Source organism: Streptomyces sp. PKU-EA00015 (assembly GCF_013387495.1).
Taxonomy (GTDB): Bacteria; Actinomycetota; Actinomycetes; order Streptomycetales; family Streptomycetaceae; genus Streptomyces.
In genome coordinates this window covers 260,952-281,784 of record NZ_JABZEE010000002.1, presented here as the reverse complement: position 1 = coordinate 281,784, position 20,833 = coordinate 260,952, and the positions used below count along the sequence as shown (strand labels likewise).

Annotated in this window: 17 protein-coding genes; 4 read left to right on the top strand and 13 right to left on the bottom strand. The window is 70.9% G+C overall.

Annotated features, from left to right (window positions below):
- Positions 1-6: 6 nt before the first annotated feature.
- Entirely contained in the window at positions 7-1,689 is a 1,683-nt protein-coding gene (locus HW130_RS02850) for an urease subunit alpha (RefSeq protein ID WP_177147739.1), read from the bottom strand.
- Complete coding sequence (gene ureA, locus HW130_RS02845; RefSeq protein ID WP_177147738.1) at positions 1,689-2,375, bottom strand: urease subunit gamma; 687 nt, start codon at positions 2,373-2,375, stop codon at positions 1,689-1,691. The genes HW130_RS02850 and ureA overlap by 1 nt, the downstream gene beginning before the upstream one ends.
- A 141-nt stretch (positions 2,376-2,516) precedes the next feature.
- Between ureA and HW130_RS02840 the strand changes: the two genes are divergently transcribed.
- Positions 2,517-3,938, top strand: a complete 1,422-nt coding sequence (locus tag HW130_RS02840) for a cytosine permease (RefSeq protein ID WP_177147737.1) — start codon at positions 2,517-2,519, stop codon at positions 3,936-3,938.
- A 6-nt stretch (positions 3,939-3,944) separates the two neighbouring features.
- Here the strand turns inward: HW130_RS02840 and HW130_RS02835 are convergent, their stop codons facing one another.
- The 3 genes from HW130_RS02835 to HW130_RS35590 all read right to left on the bottom strand — a co-directional run bounded on the left by HW130_RS02835 (position 3,945) and on the right by HW130_RS35590 (position 6,548).
- The gene (locus HW130_RS02835) at positions 3,945-5,033 is read right to left on the bottom strand and encodes a branched-chain amino acid aminotransferase (RefSeq protein WP_177147736.1); all 1,089 of its coding nucleotides are present in this window, start codon (positions 5,031-5,033) and stop codon (positions 3,945-3,947) included.
- Positions 5,034-5,291: 258 nt separating this feature from the next.
- Positions 5,292-6,335, bottom strand: coding sequence for a 3-isopropylmalate dehydrogenase (locus HW130_RS02830; protein ID WP_177147735.1), 1,044 nt, complete (start codon positions 6,333-6,335; stop codon positions 5,292-5,294).
- Between the two features lie 84 nt (positions 6,336-6,419).
- On the bottom strand, positions 6,420-6,548 hold the full coding sequence (locus HW130_RS35590) for a hypothetical protein (protein WP_256355792.1): 129 nt from the start codon (positions 6,546-6,548) through the stop codon (positions 6,420-6,422).
- A gap of 300 nt (positions 6,549-6,848) precedes the next feature.
- On the opposite strand from HW130_RS35590, the gene HW130_RS02825 reads away from it, so the two are divergent.
- The gene (locus tag HW130_RS02825; RefSeq protein WP_375256502.1) at positions 6,849-7,874 is read left to right on the top strand and encodes an NADP-dependent oxidoreductase; all 1,026 of its coding nucleotides are present in this window, start codon (positions 6,849-6,851) and stop codon (positions 7,872-7,874) included.
- 45 nt (positions 7,875-7,919) lie between these two features.
- On the opposite strand, the gene HW130_RS02820 is transcribed toward HW130_RS02825, so the two are convergent.
- From HW130_RS02820 to HW130_RS02810, 3 genes are all read right to left on the bottom strand, one after another.
- The gene (locus tag HW130_RS02820; RefSeq protein ID WP_177147733.1) at positions 7,920-8,486 is read right to left on the bottom strand and encodes a GNAT family N-acetyltransferase; all 567 of its coding nucleotides are present in this window, start codon (positions 8,484-8,486) and stop codon (positions 7,920-7,922) included.
- Between the two features lie 229 nt (positions 8,487-8,715).
- Positions 8,716-10,347 (bottom strand): L-glutamate gamma-semialdehyde dehydrogenase, encoded by a 1,632-nt coding sequence (gene pruA / locus HW130_RS02815; RefSeq protein ID WP_177147732.1) that lies wholly within the window; start codon positions 10,345-10,347, stop codon positions 8,716-8,718.
- 73 nt (positions 10,348-10,420) lie between these two features.
- A complete protein-coding gene (locus tag HW130_RS02810; protein WP_177147731.1) occupies positions 10,421-11,347 on the bottom strand; it encodes a proline dehydrogenase family protein in 927 nt (308 codons plus the stop codon).
- A 183-nt stretch (positions 11,348-11,530) separates the two neighbouring features.
- Between HW130_RS02810 and HW130_RS02805 the strand changes: the two genes are divergently transcribed.
- On the top strand, positions 11,531-12,763 hold the full coding sequence (locus HW130_RS02805) for a CdaR family transcriptional regulator (RefSeq protein ID WP_177147730.1): 1,233 nt from the start codon (positions 11,531-11,533) through the stop codon (positions 12,761-12,763).
- Between the two features lie 209 nt (positions 12,764-12,972).
- On the opposite strand, the gene HW130_RS02800 is transcribed toward HW130_RS02805, so the two are convergent.
- Positions 12,973-13,557, bottom strand: coding sequence for a TetR/AcrR family transcriptional regulator (locus HW130_RS02800; protein WP_177147729.1), 585 nt, complete (start codon positions 13,555-13,557; stop codon positions 12,973-12,975).
- A gap of 110 nt (positions 13,558-13,667) precedes the next feature.
- Here HW130_RS02800 and HW130_RS02795 point away from each other — a divergent pair, with 110 nt between their 5' ends.
- Positions 13,668-15,233, top strand: a complete 1,566-nt coding sequence (locus HW130_RS02795; protein WP_177147728.1) for an MFS transporter — start codon at positions 13,668-13,670, stop codon at positions 15,231-15,233.
- A 214-nt stretch (positions 15,234-15,447) separates the two neighbouring features.
- Here HW130_RS02795 and serA read toward each other — a convergent pair whose 3' ends face one another.
- The 4 genes from serA to HW130_RS02775 all read right to left on the bottom strand — a co-directional run bounded on the left by serA (position 15,448) and on the right by HW130_RS02775 (position 20,764).
- Entirely contained in the window at positions 15,448-17,040 is a 1,593-nt protein-coding gene (gene serA, locus HW130_RS02790) for a phosphoglycerate dehydrogenase (RefSeq protein WP_177147727.1), read from the bottom strand.
- 226 nt (positions 17,041-17,266) lie between these two features.
- On the bottom strand, positions 17,267-18,268 hold the full coding sequence (ilvC, locus tag HW130_RS02785; protein WP_177147726.1) for a ketol-acid reductoisomerase: 1,002 nt from the start codon (positions 18,266-18,268) through the stop codon (positions 17,267-17,269).
- A 91-nt stretch (positions 18,269-18,359) separates the two neighbouring features.
- Positions 18,360-18,884 carry an acetolactate synthase small subunit gene (ilvN, locus tag HW130_RS02780; RefSeq protein ID WP_005311534.1) on the bottom strand — a complete coding sequence of 175 codons (525 nt, stop codon included), beginning with the start codon at positions 18,882-18,884 and terminating at the stop codon, positions 18,360-18,362.
- A gap of 26 nt (positions 18,885-18,910) precedes the next feature.
- The gene (locus HW130_RS02775) at positions 18,911-20,764 is read right to left on the bottom strand and encodes an acetolactate synthase large subunit (RefSeq protein WP_177147725.1); all 1,854 of its coding nucleotides are present in this window, start codon (positions 20,762-20,764) and stop codon (positions 18,911-18,913) included.
- Positions 20,765-20,833: the final 69 nt, after the last annotated feature.

The window sequence follows — 20,833 nt, the reverse complement described above, 5'->3', positions numbered from 1 at the left end:
CACGTCCTAAAGGAAGTAGAGGCGGTTGAGGGAGACGGACTCCGCGGGCTCGGAGCGGATCGGGTCACCGTCGAGCGTGACCAGCCCGGTCCTGCCGTCCACACAGACGTCTCCGACACGGGAGTTGAGGAGCAGGTCGCCGGGGCCGATACCGCGGGTGCCGCGCACGGCGACGCGGCGCCGGCGGGTCGGCATGCGGTCGGCGCCGAGGTCGACGGCCGCCTGGGCGACGAACGCGACCGAGATGTCGGCGGGGGTGGCCCCGTACGCGCCGAACTGGGGCCCGAGCACGAGCGGTTCGCACGTGTCGGTGGCGGCATTGGGGTCGCCGACGACGCCGTAGGCGGGGAAGCCCGACTTCAGCACGAGCTGCGGCTTCGCGCCGAAGAACTCCGGCCGCCACAGCACGATGTCGGCCATCTTGCCGACCTCGATGGAGCCGATCTCGTGCGCGAGGCCGTGGGCGATCGCGGGGTTGATGGTCAGCTTGGCCATGTAGCGCAGGACGCGCGCGTTGTCGTCGTGCGCGCCGTCGCCCTCCATGGGCCCCAGCTCGGCCTTCATCTTCCCGGCCATGGCGAAGGTGCGGCGCACGGTCTCGCCCGCACGGCCCATGCCCTGCGCGTCGGACGACGTGATGCCGATCGCGCCGAGGTCGTGCAGGACGTCCTCCGCGCCCATCGTCCCGGCCCGGATCCGGTCGCGGGCCATCGCCGCGTCGCCGGGCAGGTCGGTCTTCAGGTCGTGGACGGAGACGATCATGCCGTAGTGCTCGGCGACCGCGTCCCGGCCGAAGGGCAGGGTGGGGTTGGTGGAGGAGCCGATGACGTTCGGCACGCCCGCCATCTTGAGGACGTTGGGCACGTGCCCGCCGCCGCATCCCTCGATGTGGAAGGCGTGGATCGTACGGCCCTCCAGGACGCGCAGCGTGTCCTCGACGGACAGGCACTCGTTCAGGCCGTCGCTGTGCAGGGCGACCTGGACGTCGTGCTCCTCCGCCACGCGCAGGGCGGTGTCGAGCGCCCGGGTGTGGGCGCCCATGTCCTCGTGGACCTTGAAACCGGACGCGCCGCCCTCCGCGAGAGCCTCGACGAGCGGGGCGGGATCGGAGGAGGAACCACGGCCGAGGAAGCCGATGTTGACGGGCCAGGCGTCGAAGGCGTTGAACGCGTGCTTCAGCGCCCATGGAGAGTTGACGCCCACGCCCCACACCGGGCCGAACTCCTGGCCGATGACGGTCGTGACGCCGGAGGCGAGCGAGGCCTCCATGATCCGCGGGGAGAGCAGGTGGACGTGGGTGTCGACGGCGCCCGCGGTCGCGATCAGCCCCTCGCCGGAGACGATCGACGTGCCGGTGCCGACGACGACGTCCACGCCGTCGAGGGTGTCCGGGTTGCCGGCCCGGCCGATCGCGTGGATCCGGCCCTCGCGGATGCCGATGGAGACCTTGCGGATGCCCTGCACGGCGTCGATCACGAGCACGTTGCTCACCACGACGTCGCAGGTCTCGCGTACGGCCGCAGCCTTGAGGTGCAGCCCGTCGCGGGCGGTCTTGCCGAAGCCGGCCAGGAACTCGTCGCCGGGCTTCTGGGCGTCCGACTCGACGCGCACGACCAGTCCCGAATCGCCGAGGACGACCCGGTCCCCGGCGCGCGGCCCGTGCACGGACGCGTATTCGTAGGGGTCCATCAGTGGGCCTCCGATCCCAGGTAGCCGCAGGCCGCCGCGCGCCGCAGGGCCTCCTCCTTCGCGCCGGGCGCGTCCAGCGGGCCGTCGACCAGGCCCGCGAAGCCGATGGCGATGCGGTCGCCGCCGATGGGCACCAGCCCCACTTCGGCCTCGCCGCCCGGGTCGAAGCGGACCGACGAGCCGGCGGGGACGGCGAGCCGCATGCCGTAGGCGGCGGCCCGGTCGAACCGCAGGCGCGGGTTCGCCTCGAAGAAGTGGAAGTGCGAGGTGACGCTGACGGGCACGGTCGCGGTGTTGCGGACGGTCAGCCGCAGTGCCGGCTCGGGCTCGTCGTACGCCGGGCCGGGCAGCAGCGCACCGGGCGCGTCCGCTCCGGACCCGCCGCCCCCGATGGGGTCGGAGACGACGGCGAGGCGTGAGCCGTCCTCGAAGACGGCCTCGACGTGGACCTCGGTGACGACGTCCGCGACGCCGGGGAGGACGTCGTCGGGGCCGAGCACCGAGCGGGCCGCCTCGATCGCCTCCGCGAGCCGGCGCCCGTCGCGGGCGGCCTCGCAGACGGTGTCGGCGATGAGCGCGGTCGCCTCCGGAACGTTGAGCCGCAGCCCGCGGGCGCGGCGGGCCCGCGCCAGTTCGGCGGCGCCGAACAGCAGCAGCCGGTCGCGCTCGGTCGGGGTCAGTCTCACGTCACCACACCTCCAGATTTGAGTGTCACTCTAACAAGCCCATGCCATCGAACGGAACCATTGACTTACACCTCGGTATCGCTCACATTGAGCACCACTCAATTAGAGCACCACTCAAACATCGAGCGACAGGGGCACCTCATGCCGGTGGAGCAGCGCGGAGTCGACACGATTCCCGAGTCGGAGCGCACCAGCACTCCCAGGGATCTCCTATCGATCCTGCTGGGGTCCAACCTCTGCCTGGGGGTGATCGTGTTCGGCTGGCTGCCGGTCTCCTTCGGCCTCGGCCTGTGGCCCGCGGTCACCTCCGTGGTGGCGGGCACCGTCGTGGGCGTCGCCGTCACCGCCCCGCTCGCGCTCATCTCCCTGCGGACCGCGACCAATCTGTCGACATCCAGCGGTGCGGCCTTCGGCGTGCGCGGCCGTCTCGTCGGCTCGGTCGTCGGCCTGCTGCTCTCGCTCGGCTACACGGCACTGACCCTGTGGATCGGCGGGGACGTGATGCTCGGCACGCTGGCCCGCATCGCGGGCGTGCCCACCGGCGGCGTCGCGCACTCCGTGGTCTACGCGCTGCTCGCCGCCTGCACGGTGGTCGGTGCGGTCTACGGCTACCGGCTGCTGCTGCGGCTGAGCCGGATTCTCGCGGTCGGTATGACGGTGCTGCTGCTGCTCGGCCTCATCGCGTACGCGCCCGATCTGACCACCGCCGCCCCGCCGGACACCCCGTACCTGCTCGGCTCGTTCTGGCCGACCTGGCTGCTGTCCGCCGTCGCCGCAGGTCTGAGCGGTCCCATCGCCTTCATCACGCTGCTCGGCGACTACACCCGCTACATCTCGCCCGAGCGGCACAGCCCGCGTCAGGTCCTGCGGGCGACCTGTCTGGGTCTGACGGCCGGCCTCCTCGTGCCGCAGCTCTTCGGCACGTACACGGCGCTGGCCGCCCGCGCCGGGCTGGACTACGCCGGCCCGCTGGTCGCCGCCTCCCCCGCCTGGTACGTGATCCCGCTGCTGGTCGCCGCGGCGGCCGGTTCGGTCGGCAACGCCGGCCTGATGCTGTACTCGATGGGCCTCGACCTCGACGCGATCCTGCCGAAGGCGACGCGCACCCGGGCCACGCTCGTCGTCGCCGTCGTGGCGACCGGATTCGTCTTCGCCGGCCACTTCGTGTGGGACGCGCAGTCCGCGATGACGTCGTTCGTGCTGCTGCTGACGGCGATCGGCACGCCCTGGGCGGTCATCACACTGATGGCCCACGTCCGCCTGGGCGGCGCGTACGACGCGGAGGCACTGCAGGTCTACAACCGCCGTGCGCGCGGCGGCGCGTACTGGTTCCGCGCCGGCTGGCACCCGCGCGCCACGGCGTCCTGGGCGCTGGGTGCGGTCGTGGGTCTGGCGGCCGTGTCCACCCCCGTCTACGAGGGCCCGCTGCTGGCCCTGACCGGCGGCGTCGACTGCAGCTTCATCCTGTCCGGACTGGTGGGCGGGGTCTCCTACGCGGCACTCGGCGCCCGTACTCAGCAGGCCCCGCAGCCTGCGGTGCAGGGTGCGGGGCCCGGGGCCTGAGCCGGTTCAGCCGAGCTGGTGGGTCCAGCCGTGGACGTCCTCGGCCCTGCCGGTCTGGATGTCCAGCAGCGCCTCGCGGAGCTTCATCGTGACCTCGCCCGGCTCGCCGCCGGACTGCGTCCACTCGCCGCCCGCGGACTTCACCCGGCCGACCGGGGTGATGACCGCGGCGGTGCCGCAGGCGAAGACCTCCGTGAGGGTGCCGTTCTCGGTGTCGGCCCGCCACTGGTCGATCGAGACGCGGCCCTCCTCCGAGGTGTAGCCGAGGTCCTTGGCCAGCTGGAGGAGCGAGTCACGCGTGATGCCCGCGAGCAGCGAACCGGTGAGCTCGGGCGTGACGATGCGGTCGCCGTACACGAAGTACAGGTTCATTCCGCCCAGTTCCTCGACCCACTTGTGCTCGACGGCGTCGAGGTAGGCGACCTGGTCGCAGCCCTTGGCGGCCGCCTCGGCCTGGGCGAGCAGGGAAGCCGCGTAGTTGCCGCCCGTCTTCGCGTCGCCCATGCCGCCGGGGACGGCGCGGACGCGGTTCTCGGAGAGCCAGATCGAGACGGGCTTGACGCCGCCGGGGAAGTACGCGCCGGCGGGCGAGGCGATGACGAGGAAGAGGTACTCGTTGGCCGGGCGCACGCCGAGCCCGACCTCAGTCGCGATCATGAAGGGACGCAGGTAGAGCGACTCCTCGCCGCCGTGCGCGGGCACCCACGCCTTGTCCTGCTCGACGAGCGCGTCGCAGGCGGCGATGAACAGGTCCACGGGCAGCTCGGGCATGGCCAGACGGCGGGCCGATGCCTGGAAGCGCCGGGCGTTGGCCTCGGGGCGGAAGGTGACGACCGAGCCGTCCGGGCGGCGGTAGGCCTTGAGCCCCTCGAAGATCTCCTGCGCGTAGTGCAGGGTCATGTTGGCCGGGTCGATCGACAGCGGCGCGTACGGGACGAGCTCGGCGTCGTGCCAGCCGCGGCCCTCGGTCCACTTGATCGTCACCATGTGATCGGTGAAGTGCCGGCCGAATCCGGGGTTGGCCAGGATCGCCTCACGCTCCGCGTCGGACAGCGGATGCGAGGAGGGCTTGAGCTCGATCGTGGGCGTCGTCATGAGTGCAGTGTCCTTCACCGGTTGTCAGTGGCGGACCGCGCTTCACGCCGACTGCTTGGACGTCCGAGCATTGCCGGCCGACACGGCCCACGCCCGATTATCGCGCGCGGGTGACCGGTCAGGGAGGCGTGGGTGCGGCCCAGGGTTCGATGGTGACACCCGGTGGCCGCACAGGAAAAGCCGCCGGGCGCTGTGGGAAAGCGACCCGGCGGCTTCTGGGGGGTCCGGGGGACACCCCCGGAAAGTCGGTCCGGCGGGTCAGCTCGCTACTCGTACCGCGAGCGCGTCGCCGATCTGGTCCGTCGTGCGGACGGCCTCGGGGGTGCGCTCCGCCAGGTCGGCGGCGACCGCGTCCTCGATCCGGACGGCCTCGGTCTCGTAGCCCAGGTGTCGCAGGAGCAGGGCGACGGACAGGATGGCGGCCGTCGGGTCCGCCTTGCCGGTGCCCGCGATGTCGGGCGCCGAGCCGTGGACGGGCTCGAACATCGACGGGAACGCGCCCGTCGGGTTGATGTTGCCGGAGGCCGCCAGGCCGATGCCACCGGTCACGGCAGCGGCGAGGTCGGTGATGATGTCGCCGAAGAGGTTGTCGGTGACGATGACGTCGAAGCGCTCCGGCTGGGTGACGAAGAAGATCGTCGCGGCGTCGACGTGCAGGTAGTCGGTCGTGACCTCGGGGTACTCCTGGCCGACCTTGTCGAAGATGTTCTTCCACATGTGGCCCGCGTACACGAGGACGTTGTTCTTGTGGACGAGCGTCAGCTTCTTGCGGGGGCGGGCCTTGGCCCGCTCGTAGGCGTCGCGGACGACGCGCTCCACGCCGAACGCCGTGTTGAGGCTGACCTCGGTCGCGACCTCGTGCTCCGTGCCGGTGCGCAGGGAGCCGCCGTTGCCCGTGTACGGGCCCTCGGTGCCTTCGCGGACGACGACGAAGTCGATATCCGGACGGCCGGCGAGCGGGGTCGCGGTGTTCGGGAAGAGCTTCGACGGGCGCAGGTTGACGTAGTGGTCGAAGGCGAACCGCAGCTTCAGCAGCAGGCCGCGCTCCAGCACGCCGGACGGCACCGACGGGTCGCCGATGGCGCCGAGAAGGATCGCGTCGTGGCCCTTGAGGGAGTCGAGCTCCGCGTCGGGGAGGGTCTCCCCCGTGCGGTGCCAGCGGCTGGCGCCGAGGTCGTACTCCTTGGTCTCCAGCTTCACATCCTGCGGGAGGACGGCGGCAAGGACTTTCAGGCCCTGCGCCACGACCTCCTGGCCGATGCCGTCACCGGGGACTACTGCGAGATTGATGCTGCGAGACATGTCGGCACCCTACTCCCCGTCCCATTCATTGACACGCCGCGTCCGCCATGTGGACGCGCGTGTCGGCACGGGGTCCTCGGCGGATCAGTGACCGGTCGAGCCGCCGTTGTCGCGGCGGTCAAGGGCGCGCTGCAGGGCGGCGGCGGCGTTCTTGCGGTCCGCTTCGCTCATGCGGGAGGAGTGACGGACGCGGCGGACGGTCTCAGCGGGCATGATGATCGACTCCTTGGAATCAGAAGAGATTTCGAAGGCGCCGGAAGGGGCGGGGAGCGGTGCCGCAGGGGTTGCCTGCCTCGGGCACGGACTCCGGCCGCCATTCGCTGGATCGAGCGAGACGTTCGGCTCCTACAAAGTTAGGCCAGCCACGCTCTCCTGTCTCCACAATTACTCGGACTTCCTACTATCTGAGATGCCACCGCCTTCCCCCATGGGAGGGGGATCCTCATGACCGACGACCGGGGCGACGGCCGAAGCGCCCCCTGCCGGGCCGGGGCGATCCTGACTACCGTCACGATCATGACGACTCACACCGCGCTCGCCGTGCACCAGATCGCCCGTCCGACCGGCTTCCCCGCCGCGTCCGATTTCGCCTTCACCGAGGCGCCCGTGCCCTCCCCGGGGCCCGGTCAGGCACTGGTCGAGAACCTGTACTGGTCCGTGGACCCGTACCACCGCGAGGAGATGGACGGCGGATGGGCGCTGAACAGCCCGCTGGAGGGGCGGACCATAGGCCGGGTCATGGCGTCCCGGGACGACGGCCTGGCCGAGGGCGACCTCGTCTTCCACCGGGCGGGATGGCGCACCCACGCACTGGTGACGGCCGGCGCCGACGGCGCCCGCAGGCTCCGGGAGCACCAAGGCGTCCCGCTCTTCGCGTACTTGAGCATCCTGGGCGGCACGGGGCTGACCGCGTACGCGGCGCTGACCCGCACGCTGCGTCTGCAGGCGGGCGAGGACCTGTTCGTCTCGGCCGCCGCGGGCGGGGTCGGCACGGCGGCGGGCCGCATCGCCCGACTGCTCGGCGCCGGCCGGATCGTAGGGAGTGCGGGGTCCGCGGAGAAGGTCAGGTACCTGACCGAACGGGTCGGATACGACGCGGCGTTCGACTACCACGACGGACCGGTGGCCGAGTTGCTGGCGAAGGCGGCGCCGACCGGCATCGACGCGTACGTGGACAACGTGGGAGGCGGCCACCTGGAGGGCGCGATCGCCTCGTTGCGCGAGTCGGGCCGGATCGCGTGGGTCGGCGCGATCGCGCAGTACAACACGGCCGAGCCGCCGCCCGCGCCCCGCAACCTCTTCGACGTGGTGGGCAAGGCGCTGCGCCTGGAAGGTGTCCTGGTGCGCAAACACACCTTGCTGCAGGGCGAGTTCGAGGACTTCCTCGTCCCGCACCTGCGGAGCGGCGCCGTCACCGCCGACGTGACGGTGGTCGAGGGCTTCGAGCGGATCGTGGAGGCGTTTCTCGGGATGCTGCGCGGCGAGAACACGGGGAAGATGCTCGTCGGCCGGTCGGGCATGGCGGCCACGGCGCCGTAGCGGGGAGACACCGTCGGAGCACGCCGCCGTAGCGTGCGGCCGCTGTCAGAGCACGTCGCCGTCCCGCCAGTCGAAGACGAGCGCGCCCGCGGCCGGTTCGGGCAGCGGGGCGGCGCCTGCCGGGCGGAGGTAGGCGGAGTCCTCCTCGTCCGGGAGGTGCTCGGGTCCGGCGGGGCCGAGCGTCTCGATCCGCCCCCGCCACAGCCGCCAGCCGCGGGCCCGGTAGAGCCCGGCGCCGTCGTCCGAGGCGGACAGCGCGCCCAGGTCGTACGCCCCGTCGATCACGGCCTCCAGTGCCGCCATCACCTGCCCGCCGAGCCCTTGCCGTCGGCGGTCGGCCCGGACCGCGACGGCCTCGACGTAGCCGACGCGGTACGAACGGCCCGCGTGCAGCGCCCTGCGCATGATCAGGCTCCCGTGCGCGGCGATGCCGTGCCGGTCGCGGACGAAGGCGTGCATGCCGCCGAGGCCGTGCGCCCAGTCCTCGTCGCCGAAGTCGCCGTCGAACGCGGTGTCCAGCATCGCCCTGATCTCGCCGAGCACGGCCGGCGGGAGCTGATACGTGTGCGCGGTGTGCAGCAGGTCGGGCAGGTCCGTCACTCGGTCGGTCATGACCCCCAGTCTCGTACAGCACGCCCTCACGAGGCGGCGGTTCCCGCCCGTCCGGCCACCCCCTCGCGACCTGTTCCCGCTGCTCGGGGACCGCTACCGGCTCGTCGCCCCCGACCACCTCGGCTTCGGACCCGGACGACTTCCTGACCAGGAGCGTGAGGACATGAGAACCGCCCCCGTCCTGGCTCGGGGGGCCAGGAGGGGGGCGGTGTCCTAGGGGCGCCGGGCGTCAGCCCATGTGCGGGTAGGAGTAGTCGGTCGGCGGGACCAGCGTCTCCTTGATCGCGCGGGTCAGCGTCCAGCGCATCAGGTTCTGCGGGGCCCCGGCCTTGTCGTTGGTGCCGGAGGCGCGGCCGCCGCCGAAGGGCTGCTGGCCGACGACGGCGCCGGTCGACTTGTCGTTGATGTAGAAGTTGCCCGCGGCGTACCGCAGCTTCTCCATCGTGTGCGCGGCGGCGGCGCGGTCGTTCGCGATGACCGCGCCGGTCAGCGCGTAGTCCGACACCGACTCCATCTGCTCCAGCATGGCGTCGTACCGGTCGTCCTCGTAGACGTGGACGGCGAGGATGGGGCCGAAGTACTCGGTCGTGAAGACCTCGTTCTCGGGGTCCGTGCACGCGATGACCGTCGGACGGACGAAGTAGCCGACCGAGTCGTCGTAGCTGCCGCCCGCGACGATCGTGCAGGCCGGGTCGGACTTGGCGCGGTCGATCGCGGCCTTGTTCTTGGCGAAGGCACGCTCGTCGATCACGGCGCCGATGAAGTTCGTCAGGTCGGTGACGTCACCCATCTTGATGCCGTCGACCTCGGCGGCGAACTCTTCCTTGAAGCCGGAGTTCCAGATGGAGGCCGGGATGTAGGCACGCGAGGAAGCGGAACACTTCTGGCCCTGGAACTCGAACGAGCCGCGGGTCAGCGCGGTCTTCAGCACCGCGCGGTCGGCGCTCGGGTGCGCGACGACGAAGTCCTTGCCGCCCGTCTCGCCGACGATGCGCGGGTAGGAGCGGTACTTCTCGATGTTGTTGCCGACCGTCTTCCACAGGTGCTGGAAGGTCCTGGTCGAGCCGGTGAAGTGGATACCGGCGAGCATCGGGTGGTTCAGCGCCACCTCGGAGACCGCGATGCCGTCGCCCGTCACCAGGTTGATGACGCCCTTCGGCAGACCGGCCTCCTCCAGCAGCTGCATCAGCAGCACGGCGGCGTGGGTCTGGGTCGGGGACGGCTTCCAGACGACGACGTTGCCCATCAGCGCGGGCGCCGTCGGCAGGTTGCCCGCGATGGCCGTGAAGTTGAACGGCGTGATCGCGTAGACGAAGCCCTCGAGCGGGCGGTGGTCGAGGCGGTTCCACACGCCCGGCGAGTTGGCCGGGGGCTGCTCGGCGAGCAGGTCGCGGGCGTACTTGACGTTGAAGCGCCAGAAGTCGACGAGCTCGCAGGGGGTGTCGATCTCGGCCTGCTGGGCGGTCTTGGACTGGCCGAGCATGGTGGAGGCGGCCAGGGTCTCGCGCCAGGGGCCGGCCAGCAGCTCGGCGGCGCGCAGGATGATCGCGGCGCGGTCGTCGAAGGACATCGCGCGCCAGGCCGGGGCGGCGGCGAGCGCGGCGTCGATCGCGTCCTGCGCGTCCTGCTGGGTGGCACTGGCGAAAGTGCCGATGACGGCCTTGTGGTTGTGCGGCTGCACGACGTCGACCCGCTCGCCGCCGCCCATCCGCTTGACGCCGCCGATGGTCATCGGCAGCTCGATCGGGTTCTCGGCCAGCTCCTTGAGCTTGGCCTCGAGGCGGGCGCGCTCGGCGGAACCGGGGGCGTAGCCGTGCACCGGCTCGTTGACCGGTGCGGGGACCTGGGTGACAGCGTCCATGAGTTCCGTGACTCCTTTGCGAGGGTGGGGAGGGGCTCGGCCCTGGAATCGGTTCTGGGGGTCTGTGCCCGGTTCAGTTCTTGGTGATCATCGAGCGCACGAAGAACAGGAGGTTGGCGGGCTTCTCCGCAAGGCGGCGCATGAAGTAGCCGTACCAGTCGGTGCCGTATGCGGTGTAGACGCGCATCCGGTGTCCTTCGGCGGCGAGGCGGACGTGCTCGTCGGTGCGGATCCCGTACAGCATCTGGAACTCGTACTCGTCCAGTTTCCGCCCGGCGCTGCGTGCGAGCTCCTGACCGATCGCGATCAGACGCGGGTCGTGCGACCCGATCATCGGGTAGCCGTCGCCCTCCATCAGGATCCTGAGGATGCGGACGTACGCCTTGTCGATCTCGGCCTTGTCCTGGATCGCGACGGAGGCGGGCTCCTTGTACGCGCCCTTCACCAGACGGACACGGCTGCCGTTCGCGGCCAGGCGCCGGGCGTCCTCCTCGGTGCGGAAGAGGTACGCCTGGATCACGCAGCCGGTCTGCGGGAAGTCCTTCCGCAGCTCCTCGTGGACGGCGAACATCGAGTCGAGGGTGGTGTGGTCCTCCGCGTCCAGCGTGACCGTGGTGCCGATCGCGGCGGCCGCCTCGACGACCGGACGGACGTTGGCGAGGGCCAGCTCGTGGCCTCCCTCCAGGGACTGGCCGAACATCGACAGCTTGACGGACATCTCGGCACGGGGGCCGAGGTCCAGCGGCTCGAGGTGCTCGACGAGCTCCAGGTAGGCGTCGCGCGCGGCGGCCGCCTGCTCCGGGGTGGTGATGTCCTCACCGACGACGTCGAGGGTGACCTCGAGGCCCTTCGCGGCGGCGTCCCGGACCACCGGGATGACCTGGTCGACGGTCTCACCGGCGATGAACCGGGCGACGACCTGCTTCGTCCCTGGGGCGGCCGACACGAAACGGCGCATCTTGTCGCTGCGCGACGCGGCGAGGATCACGGGACCCAGCACGGGGCACCTCCACGGAACAGGTGTTGAAGTGGGCCGAGGCCGACCGCTTTGCGGACGTGTCGGGAACGGCACGAAGAACCACCGTGAAACTTAAGGATCGCTCTGTTCGGGGGCCATCGACAGCTGTCACGCATCCGTGTCCCGGATCTCAGACATATGTCTGAAGGGTGCGAGAATGGCGGAATGAAAGGCGATTACCAGGACCTGGTCGACGAGATCTCCGCGCTGCTCGCCGTGCCGGCGACGCTGGAGAACCGGGACTTCGGGCTGATCGCCTTCGGCGCCCACGACAGCGACAGCGCCTTCGACGAGACCACGCTCGACCCGGTGCGCACTCGGTCGATCCTGACCAGGAAGTCCACGCCTGCGGTGCGCGCCTGGTTCGAGGGCTTCGGCATCGCCCGCGCGACGGGACCGGTCCGCATCCCCGCCGCCCCGGACGCGGGCGTCTTCCGTGACCGCCTCTGCCTGCCGGTGCGGCACCGGGGCGTCGTCCTCGGGTACGTGTGGCTGCTCGACGCCGACCCGGGCCCGACCGTGGAACAACTCGCCGCGGCCATGGAGGTGACCGAGCGGATCGGCACGCTCATGGCCGACGAGGAGCGCGCGGGCGCCGACCTGTCGCGTGAGCTGCGGGCGGTGCTGGCCGCCGAGCGCGGCTGGCAGTACGACATGGCGGTGGCCGCGCTGCGCACGGCTCTCGGCGCGGACGCCGACGGGACGCACGCCGTGGTGTGCGTGACCCCGTGGCCCGCGGACGACGCGCCGTCGGTCCGCGCACTGCCCGGGGCCGCGGCGCTGTGCACGGTGCCGCTGCGGGCGGGTGCCGCCTCGGGTGCGACTCCCCGCGAGGGCGAGAGACCGGCGGCCGTCCGGGCCGTCGCCGCGCTGGTGCGGCTGCGTTCGGCGGACAACGCGGCCCCCGCACTGACGGTCGCCGCACGGCTGCGTGAGGCGGCGGGACCGCCCTCGGGCCGCAGCCCGGCGGGGGCGGAGGCGGGAACCGGCGTCGCGGCCGGTGTGGCCGCGGCGCGGCGCGGGCTCGGCGAGCTCGACGGGGCGTGGCGGGAGGCCGCGTCCGCCGCCCGGGCGGTGCTGGCCGAGCCCGGGCTCGGCCCGGTCGCCCGGTGGTCGGACCTCGGCCCGTACCGGATGCTGACGGCCCTGCCCGAGGGAGCGGCGGACGACCCGGCCGTGCGGGAACTGTTCGCTCCCGCCCACGCCGAACTGGCCCGGACCGCCGAGGTGTTCCTCGACTGTGCGGGCCAGGCGGGCCGCACGGCCGCGGCCCTCGGCATCCACCGGCAGACGCTCTACTACCGCCTGTCGCGCGTGGAGGCCTTGACCGGCCTGGACCTGGACGACGGCGAGCACCGGCTGCTGCTGCACATGGCGCTGAAGGGCGCGCGGCTGTGAGCGGCCGGGCCTAGGGTCTTTCGTTTGGATCAGGCCGGATCGTCAGTGAGTGGGGGTCCCCCCACGCCCGCAGGGCGTAGGGGGAGGGTCTGGTGCGTGCGATCGCAAGGCGGAGGAGGGAGACAATGGCGGAGCCATGGCGACCGACGACAACGCGGCGAGCGTGCGTGCCAGGGCCCGCGAGCCCGGCATGATCCAAACGAGAGGCCCTAGGACTTCCGGGCCGCGTCCATCACACGCCGCAGCCCTTCGGTGAGTTCGTCGGCGCGGGTGGCCGTCTGCGGGTCGAACGTCCACTGGGCGATCAGGCCCATCATCAGCGTCATGTAGAACTTGCCGAGCGTGTCCACGTCCTCCTCGGCCACGTCGGACTCCTCGCCGCCCATCAGCATCGGGATGATCCCGCGGGCGCCTTCGCGCTGGGCCCTGGCCAGGTGGTCGCGCACCCCGGGCAACTGGTCGCCCATGACCACGATCTCCATGCTGAGCCGCCACAGCGAGTCAGGCCCCCGCATGGTGCCGATCACGTTCGACCAGACCTCCTGGAACCGCTCCAGCGACCCCGGCCGCGTCCCGGTCGTGGCACGCTCCCCCGCGTCGAAGTCGTCGGAGACGCCTTCGACCAGGGCGACGTACGCCTGCGCGAGGAGGGCGTCCTTCGAGCCGTAGTGGTACCCGATCGACGCCAGGTTGGTCCCCGACTCCTTGACGATGTCCCGCGCCGTGGTGCGCACGAAGCCCTTCTCCAGCAGGCAGCGCTTGGCGCCTTCGAGCAGGTCCTCTCGATGTCCCATGCCGGCACCCTACCGCCCGATCCATACAAACGTCCCATACAGACGTACCGTACGCACGTATTAAACAGTCGTTCTAGACAGACGTTTAATACGTGCGTACATTGCCAGGCATGACGCATCCCACCGCCTCACCGCTCCGTGCCGGCCGCCGCGAATGGACGGCCTTCGTGGTCCTGCTGCTGCCGCTTCTGCTGGTCTCGATGGACGTCTCCGTCCTCTACTTCGCCATCCCCGCGATCAGCCGCGGGCTCGACCCGAGCAGCACCCAGCAGCTGTGGATCTTCGACATCTACGCCTTCGCCCTCGCCGGGCTCCTGATCACCATGGGCTCGCTCGGCGACCGCATCGGCCGCCGCAGGCTCCTGCTGATCGGGGCCACGGCCTTCGGCGTCGCCTCGGTCGGCGCGGCGTACGCGCAGAGCGCCGAGATGCTCATCGCCGCGCGGGCACTGCTCGGCATCGGCGGAGCGACGCTGATGCCGTCCACGATGGCGCTGGTGCGCAACATGTTCCGCGACGACGGCCAGCGCACGAAGGCGATCGGCATCTGGTCCGGCGCCATGGCCGGCGGCATCGCGCTCGGCTCGGTCCTCGGCGGCGTGCTGCTGGACCACTTCTGGTGGGGCTCGGTGTTCCTGGTCAACGTGCCCGCGATGGTGCTCCTGCTGATCCTGGTGCCGGTGCTCGTACCGGAGTTCAGGGACCCGGCACCCGGCCGGTTCGACCTGCTGAGCGTGCCCCTCTCGATGGGCGCGGTCCTGCCCGTGGTCTACGGGCTCAAGGAGGTCGCCGCCGAGGGCTACAGCCCCCTCGCGGCCCTGTCCGTCACGGCCGGCCTCGCCGTCGGATACGTCTTCGTGCGGCGTCAGCGCGGCCGTGACGACGCCATGATCAGCAGGGTGCTGTTCCGGGAGCGCGGCTTCGGGTCGGGGATCGTGCTCAACACCGTCGCCATGTTCGCCATGATGGGCGCGACGTACTTCACCACCCAGTACCTGCAGTCGGTCCTCGGCATGGGCGCGATGGAGGCGGCGCTGTGGAGCGTCGTGCCGTCGCTCGCCGTCGGTGTCGCCGCACCGGCCGCCGGCGCCGCCGCCCAGCGTGCCGGGCGCGCCCCGGTCGTCGTCGCCGGGTTCTCGACCGGCGCGGCGGGCTTCGCGGTCCTGCTGCTCACCGGCACCGACTCACTGGCGGTTCTGCTGACCGCCGCGGCCGTCATGGGCTGCGGCATCGTCACGGTGATGGCGGTGGTCTCCGACATGGCACTGGGCGCGGCGCCCCCGGAGAAGGCGGGCTCGGCGGCGTCGTTGCTGGAGACAGGGCAGGAGTTCGGCGGGGCGCTGGGCATGGCGCTCCTCGGCAGCGTGGGAACGGCGGTCTACCGCCGGGAGCTCGCCGACACGGCCCCTGCCGGGCTGACGGGCGATGCACTGGCCACGGCCCGCGAGACCCTCGGCGGCGCGAGCGTGGTCGCCGGCCGACTGCCCGCCGGGCCCGGGCAGTCGCTCCTGGAGGCGGCCCGGGAGGCGTTCGTGCACGGGATGCACGTCACGGCGGTGGCGGGCGGCACCCTGATGATCGCCGCGGCGGTGCTGGCCGTCGTGCTGCTGCGCGGGCGCGTCTGCCGCGTGCTGCCCGGCGGGCCGGCGGCGCGGGCGGAGGCGCTGACGCGGTAGCCCGGGGGCTGTTCCCCCACCCCGCCCCTACCCGAAACCGGGGCAAGTCCCGGACCCCGCACCGCGCTTCGCGCGGTGTCCTCGGACGCCGGACGGGCTGATTTCACTGAGGCGCGGGGTTCGGGGCCGAGGCCCCGGTTCCCGGGAGCGGCGGGTACGCGAAAGGGCCCGGGGAGAAACCCCCAGGCCCTTTCCCATACGTTGCGCGGACGCGTCAGTCCGTGAGGTTCACGGAACGGGCCGACGTCGCGCCGATCTCCTCCGCGATCTCCGAGAGGACGGCCTGCGGCACGGTGTCGTCCACGGTCAGGACGACGAGCGCCTCGCCGCCCTCCTCCGCGCGGGAGACCTGCATGCCCGCGATGTTCAGACCCGCCTCGCCGAGGATGCGGCCGACCGTGCCGACGACGCCCGGACGGTCCTCGTACCGCAGGACGACCATGTGGTCCGCGAGCGCGAGGTCCACGTCGTAGTCGCCGACGGCGACGATCTTCTGCAGGTGCTTGGGGCCGGCCAGCGTGCCGGAGACCGCGACCTCCTCGCCGTCGGAGAGCGTGCCGCGCACGGTGACGACGTTGCGGTGGTCCGGGGACTCGGAGCTCGTCGTCAGGCGGACCTCGACACCGCGCTCCTGCGCGAACAGCGGGGCGTTGACGTACGACACGGTCTCGTCGACGACGTCCTCGAACACGCCCTTGAGCGCGGACAGTTCGAGCACCTTGACGTCGTGCTGGGTGATCTCGCCGTAGACCTCGACGTCGAGACGGACCGCGACCTCGCCCGCGAGCGCGGTGAAGATGCGGCCGAGCTTCTCGGCGAGCGGCAGGCCCGGGCGCACGTCCTCGGCGATGACACCGCCCTGCACGTTGACCGCGTCCGGCACGAGCTCACCGGCGAGCGCGAGGCGCACGGAACGGGCGACGGCGATGCCGGCCTTCTCCTGCGCCTCGTCCGTGGACGCGCCGAGGTGCGGGGTGCAGACGACCTGGTCGAGCTCGAACAGCGGGGAGTCGGTGCACGGCTCCTTGGCGTACACGTCGAGGCCCGCTCCGGCGACCCGGCCCTCCTTCAGCGCCGAGTACAGCGCCTCCTCGTCGACGATGCCGCCGCGGGCCGCGTTGACGATCCGGACCGTCGGCTTGACCTTGTGCAGGGCCTCGTTGCCGATCAGGCCGAGCGTCTCGGGCGTCTTGGGGAGGTGGACGGTGATGAAGTCGGAGACCTCGAGCAGCTCGTCGAGCGTGAGGAGCTTGACGCCCATCTGCGCCGCGCGCGCGGCCTGCACGTAGGGGTCGTACGCGACGATCTTCATGCCGAAGGCGGACATGCGCTGGGCGACCAGCACGCCGATGCGGCCGAGGCCGACGACGCCGAGGGTCTTCTCGCTGAGCTCGACGCCCGTGTACTTCGAGCGCTTCCACTCGCCGTTCTTCAGGGCGGTGTTGGCCTGGGGGATGTTGCGCGCGGTGGCGACGATCAGACCGCAGGCGAGCTCGGCGGCCGTGACGATGTTGGACGTCGGGGCGTTGACGACCATCACGCCGGCCTTGGTGGCGGCGGAGACGTCCACGTTGTCCAGGCCCACGCCGGCGCGGGCGACGACCCGCAGCTTCCTGGCGGCGGCGATGGCCTCGGCGTCGACCTTGGTGGCCGAGCGGACCAGGATCGCGTCGACATCGGCGACGGCGGGGATGAGCTCCGCGCGGTCGGCGCCGTTGCAGTGCCGGATCTCGAAGTCCGGACCGAGCGCGTCGACGGTCGCGGGCGACAGCTCTTCAGCGATGAGTACGACAGGTTTCGAGCTCACGTGAGTCCTCACATGTCCGGTGCAGACGGCCGTCCCGACGGCCGCAGCGGTGGAGGGGGCTAGCCGCGTGGAAGACGCACGACACTGTGGGCCTGACGCGTATGTAGTGATGAGTGTAGTGGTGCACCAGGGTGGGTCTTGCGCCTCGGTGGAAGGATCACCCGTCCGTGGCTGGACGAAGTGGCGGAGGCGAGGGGGCCGGAGCCCGGCCCCCTCGCCCATACGGTCACGCCTCGTCGTTGTCGACCCAGCTCATGAGCTTGCGCAGCTCCTTGCCGGTCGTCTCCAGCAGGTGGTTCTCGTCCTGCGTCTTGTACTCGTTGTACTTCTTCAGACCGCCGTGGTACTCGTCCATCCAGTTCTTGGCGAACGTGCCGTCCTGGATCTCGGCGAGGACCTTCTTCATCTCGGCCTTGGTGGCGTCCGTGATGATGCGCGGGCCGGTGACGTAGTCGCCCCACTCGGCGGTCTCGGAGACCGACCAGCGCATCTTCTCCAGGCCGCCCTCGTACATGAGGTCCACGATCAGCTTCAGCTCGTGGAGGCACTCGAAGTAGGCGATCTCCGGCTGGTAGCCGGCCTCGGTCAGGGTCTCGAAGCCCGCCTTGACCAGCGCCGCGGTGCCACCGCAGAGGACGGCCTGCTCGCCGAACAGGTCGGTCTCGGTCTCTTCCTTGAAGGTCGTCTTGATGACGCCCGCGCGGGTGCCGCCGATGCCCTTGGCGTACGACAGCGCCAGCTCGAAGGCCTTGCCGGTGGCGTCCTGCTCGACGGCGGCGATGCAGGGAACGCCGCGGCCCTCCTCGTACTGGCGGCGGACCAGGTGGCCCGGGCCCTTGGGGGCGACCATGGCGACGTCGACACCGGCCGGCGGCTTGATGAAGCCGTAGCGGACGTTGAGGCCGTGGCCGAAGAACAGGGCGTCGCCGTCCTTCAGGTTCGGAGCGATGGACTCCTCGTAGACCTGGGCCTGGATCGGGTCCGGGACGAGGATCATGATGACGTCGGCCTCGGCGGCGGCCTCGGCGGGCGTCACCACGCGCAGGCCCTGCTCCTCGGCCTTCGCCTTGGACTTGGAGCCCTCGTGCAGACCGACGCGGACGTCGACACCCGAGTCACGCAGCGACAGCGCGTGGGCGTGGCCCTGGCTGCCGTAGCCGATCACAGCGACCTTGCGGTTCTGGATGATGGACAGGTCGGCGTCGTCGTCGTAGAACAGCTCGGCCACTGGGATTCTCCTTGGAGTGCTGGTGTTGCGTCCCACCGTACGGCGGGAGGGGATGGGGAGGTCTGCGGGTCTCGCCAGGCGAGAAGGTGCGTCAGGCGGAACGGTCCAGGGCGCGCAGCGAACGGTCCGTGATGGACCGGGCGCCGCGCCCTATGGCGATCGTGCCGGACTGGACGAGCTCCTTGATGCCGAACTGCTCCAGCATCTTGAGCATCGCCTCCAGCTTGTCACTCGAACCGGTGGCCTCGATGGTGACGGCCTCCGGCGAGACGTCGACGGTCTTGGCGCGGAACAGCTGGACGATCTCGACGATCTGCGAGCGGGTCTCGTTGTCCGCGCGGACCTTCACGAGCACGAGCTCGCGCTGGATGGCACCGCCGGGCTCGAGCTCGACGATCTTCAGGACGTTGACGAGCTTGTTGAGCTGCTTGGTCACCTGCTCCAGCGGCAGGTCCTCGACATTGACCACGATCGTGATGCGGGAGATGTCGGGGTGCTCGGTGACACCGACGGCGAGCGAGTCGATGTTGAAGCCGCGGCGGGAGAACAGGGCGGCGATCCTGGCCAGGATGCCGGGGGTGTTCTCCACCAGGACGGAGAGCGTGTGCTTGGACATGTGCGTCGTACCTCTTCCTACGGCTCTCAGTCGTCTTCGTTGTCGCCGAAGTCGGGGCGGACGCCACGGGCGGCCATGACCTCGTCGTTGGAGGTGCCGGCGGCGACCATCGGCCACACCTGGGCGTCCTCGTGGACGATGAAGTCGACGACGACCGGGCGGTCGTTGATCGCGTTGGCCTCGGCGATGACCTTGTCCAGGTCGTCCGGGGACTCGCAGCGGATCGCGTAGCAGCCCATGGCCTCGGACAGCTTGACGAAGTCCGGGACGCGGGTGCCGGCGCTCTTCTCCGTGCCGGTGGCCTCGGGGCCCGAGTGCAGCACGGTGTTGGAGTAGCGCTGGTTGTAGAACAGGGTCTGCCACTGGCGGACCATCCCGAGGGCGCCGTTGTTGATGATGGCGACCTTGATCGGGATGTTGTTCAGGGCGCAGGTGGTGAGCTCCTGGTTGGTCATCTGGAAGCAGCCGTCGCCGTCGATCGCCCAGACCGTGCGGTCCGGCTGTCCGGCCTTGGCGCCCATCGCGGCCGGGACCGCGTAGCCCATCGTTCCGGCGCCGCCCGAGTTGAGCCAGGTGGCGGGCTGCTCGTAGTCGATGAAGTGGGCGGCCCACATCTGGTGCTGTCCGACGCCGGCGGCGAAGATCGTGCCCTCGGGCGCGAGTTCGCCGATGCGCTGGATGACCTGCTGGGGGGCGAGGCTGCCGTCGTCGGGCTGCTCGTAGCCCAGCGGGTAGGTCTCGCGCCAGCGGTTGAGGTCCTTCCACCAGGCGGTGTAGTCGCCGGTGTTGCCCTCGCTGTGCTCGGCCTGGACGGCCTGGACCAGGTCGGCGATGACCTCGCGGGCGTCGCCGACGATCGGGACGTCGGCGGTGCGGTTCTTGCCGATCTCGGCCGGGTCGATGTCGGCGTGGACGACCTTGGCGTACGGGGCGAAGCTGTCCAGCTTGCCGGTGACACGGTCGTCGAAGCGGGCTCCGAGGGCGACGATCAGGTCGGCCTTCTGCAGCGCGGTGACGGCGGTCACCGCACCGTGCATGCCCGGCATTCCCACGTGCAGGGGGTGGCTGTCGGGGAACGCGCCCAGCGCCATCAGGGTGGTGGTGACGGGGGCTCCGGTGAGCTCGGCGAGGACCTTCAGCTCGGCGGTCGCGCCGGCCTTGATGACGCCGCCGCCGACGTACAGCACCGGGCGCTTGGCGGCGGTGATGAGCTTGGCGGCCTCGCGGATCTGCTTGGCGTGCGGCTTGGTGACCGGGCGGTAGCCGGGCAGGTCGGTCTGCGGCGGCCAGCTGAAGGTGGTGCGCGCCTGGAGGGCGTCCTTGGCGATGTCGACGAGGACGGGGCCCGGGCGGCCGGTCGAGGCGATGTGGAACGCCTCGGCGATGGTGCGCGGGATGTCCTCGGCCTTGGTCACCAGGAAGTTGTGCTTGGTGATCGGCATCGTGATGCCGCAGATGTCCGCCTCCTGGAAGGCGTCCGTGCCGATCGCCTTGGAGGAGACCTGGCCGGTGATCGCGACGAGCGGCACGGAGTCCATGTGCGCGTCGGCGATCGGGGTGACCAGGTTGGTGGCGCCCGGACCCGAGGTGGCCATGCAGACGCCGACCTTGCCGGTGGCCTGCGCGTATCCGGTGGCCGCGTGACCGGCGCCCTGCTCGTGGCGGACCAGGACGTGACGGACCTTGGAGGAGTCCATCATCGGGTCGTACGCCGGGAGGATGGCGCCGCCCGGAATGCCGAAGACCGTCTCGGCCCCTACTTCCTCGAGAGAGCGGATGAGGGACTGCGCACCCGTGACGTGTTCGACGGTGGCGGAGGGCTGTCCGCCGCTACGGGCCCGCGGCTGAGGATGGTGGGCCCCGGTGGCCTGCTCGGTCATCGGCTTCTCTTCTCGATGCTGAGGGTTTTTGCGAGGGTTTTGTACGTGCCGGTGCAACAAAAAACCCCT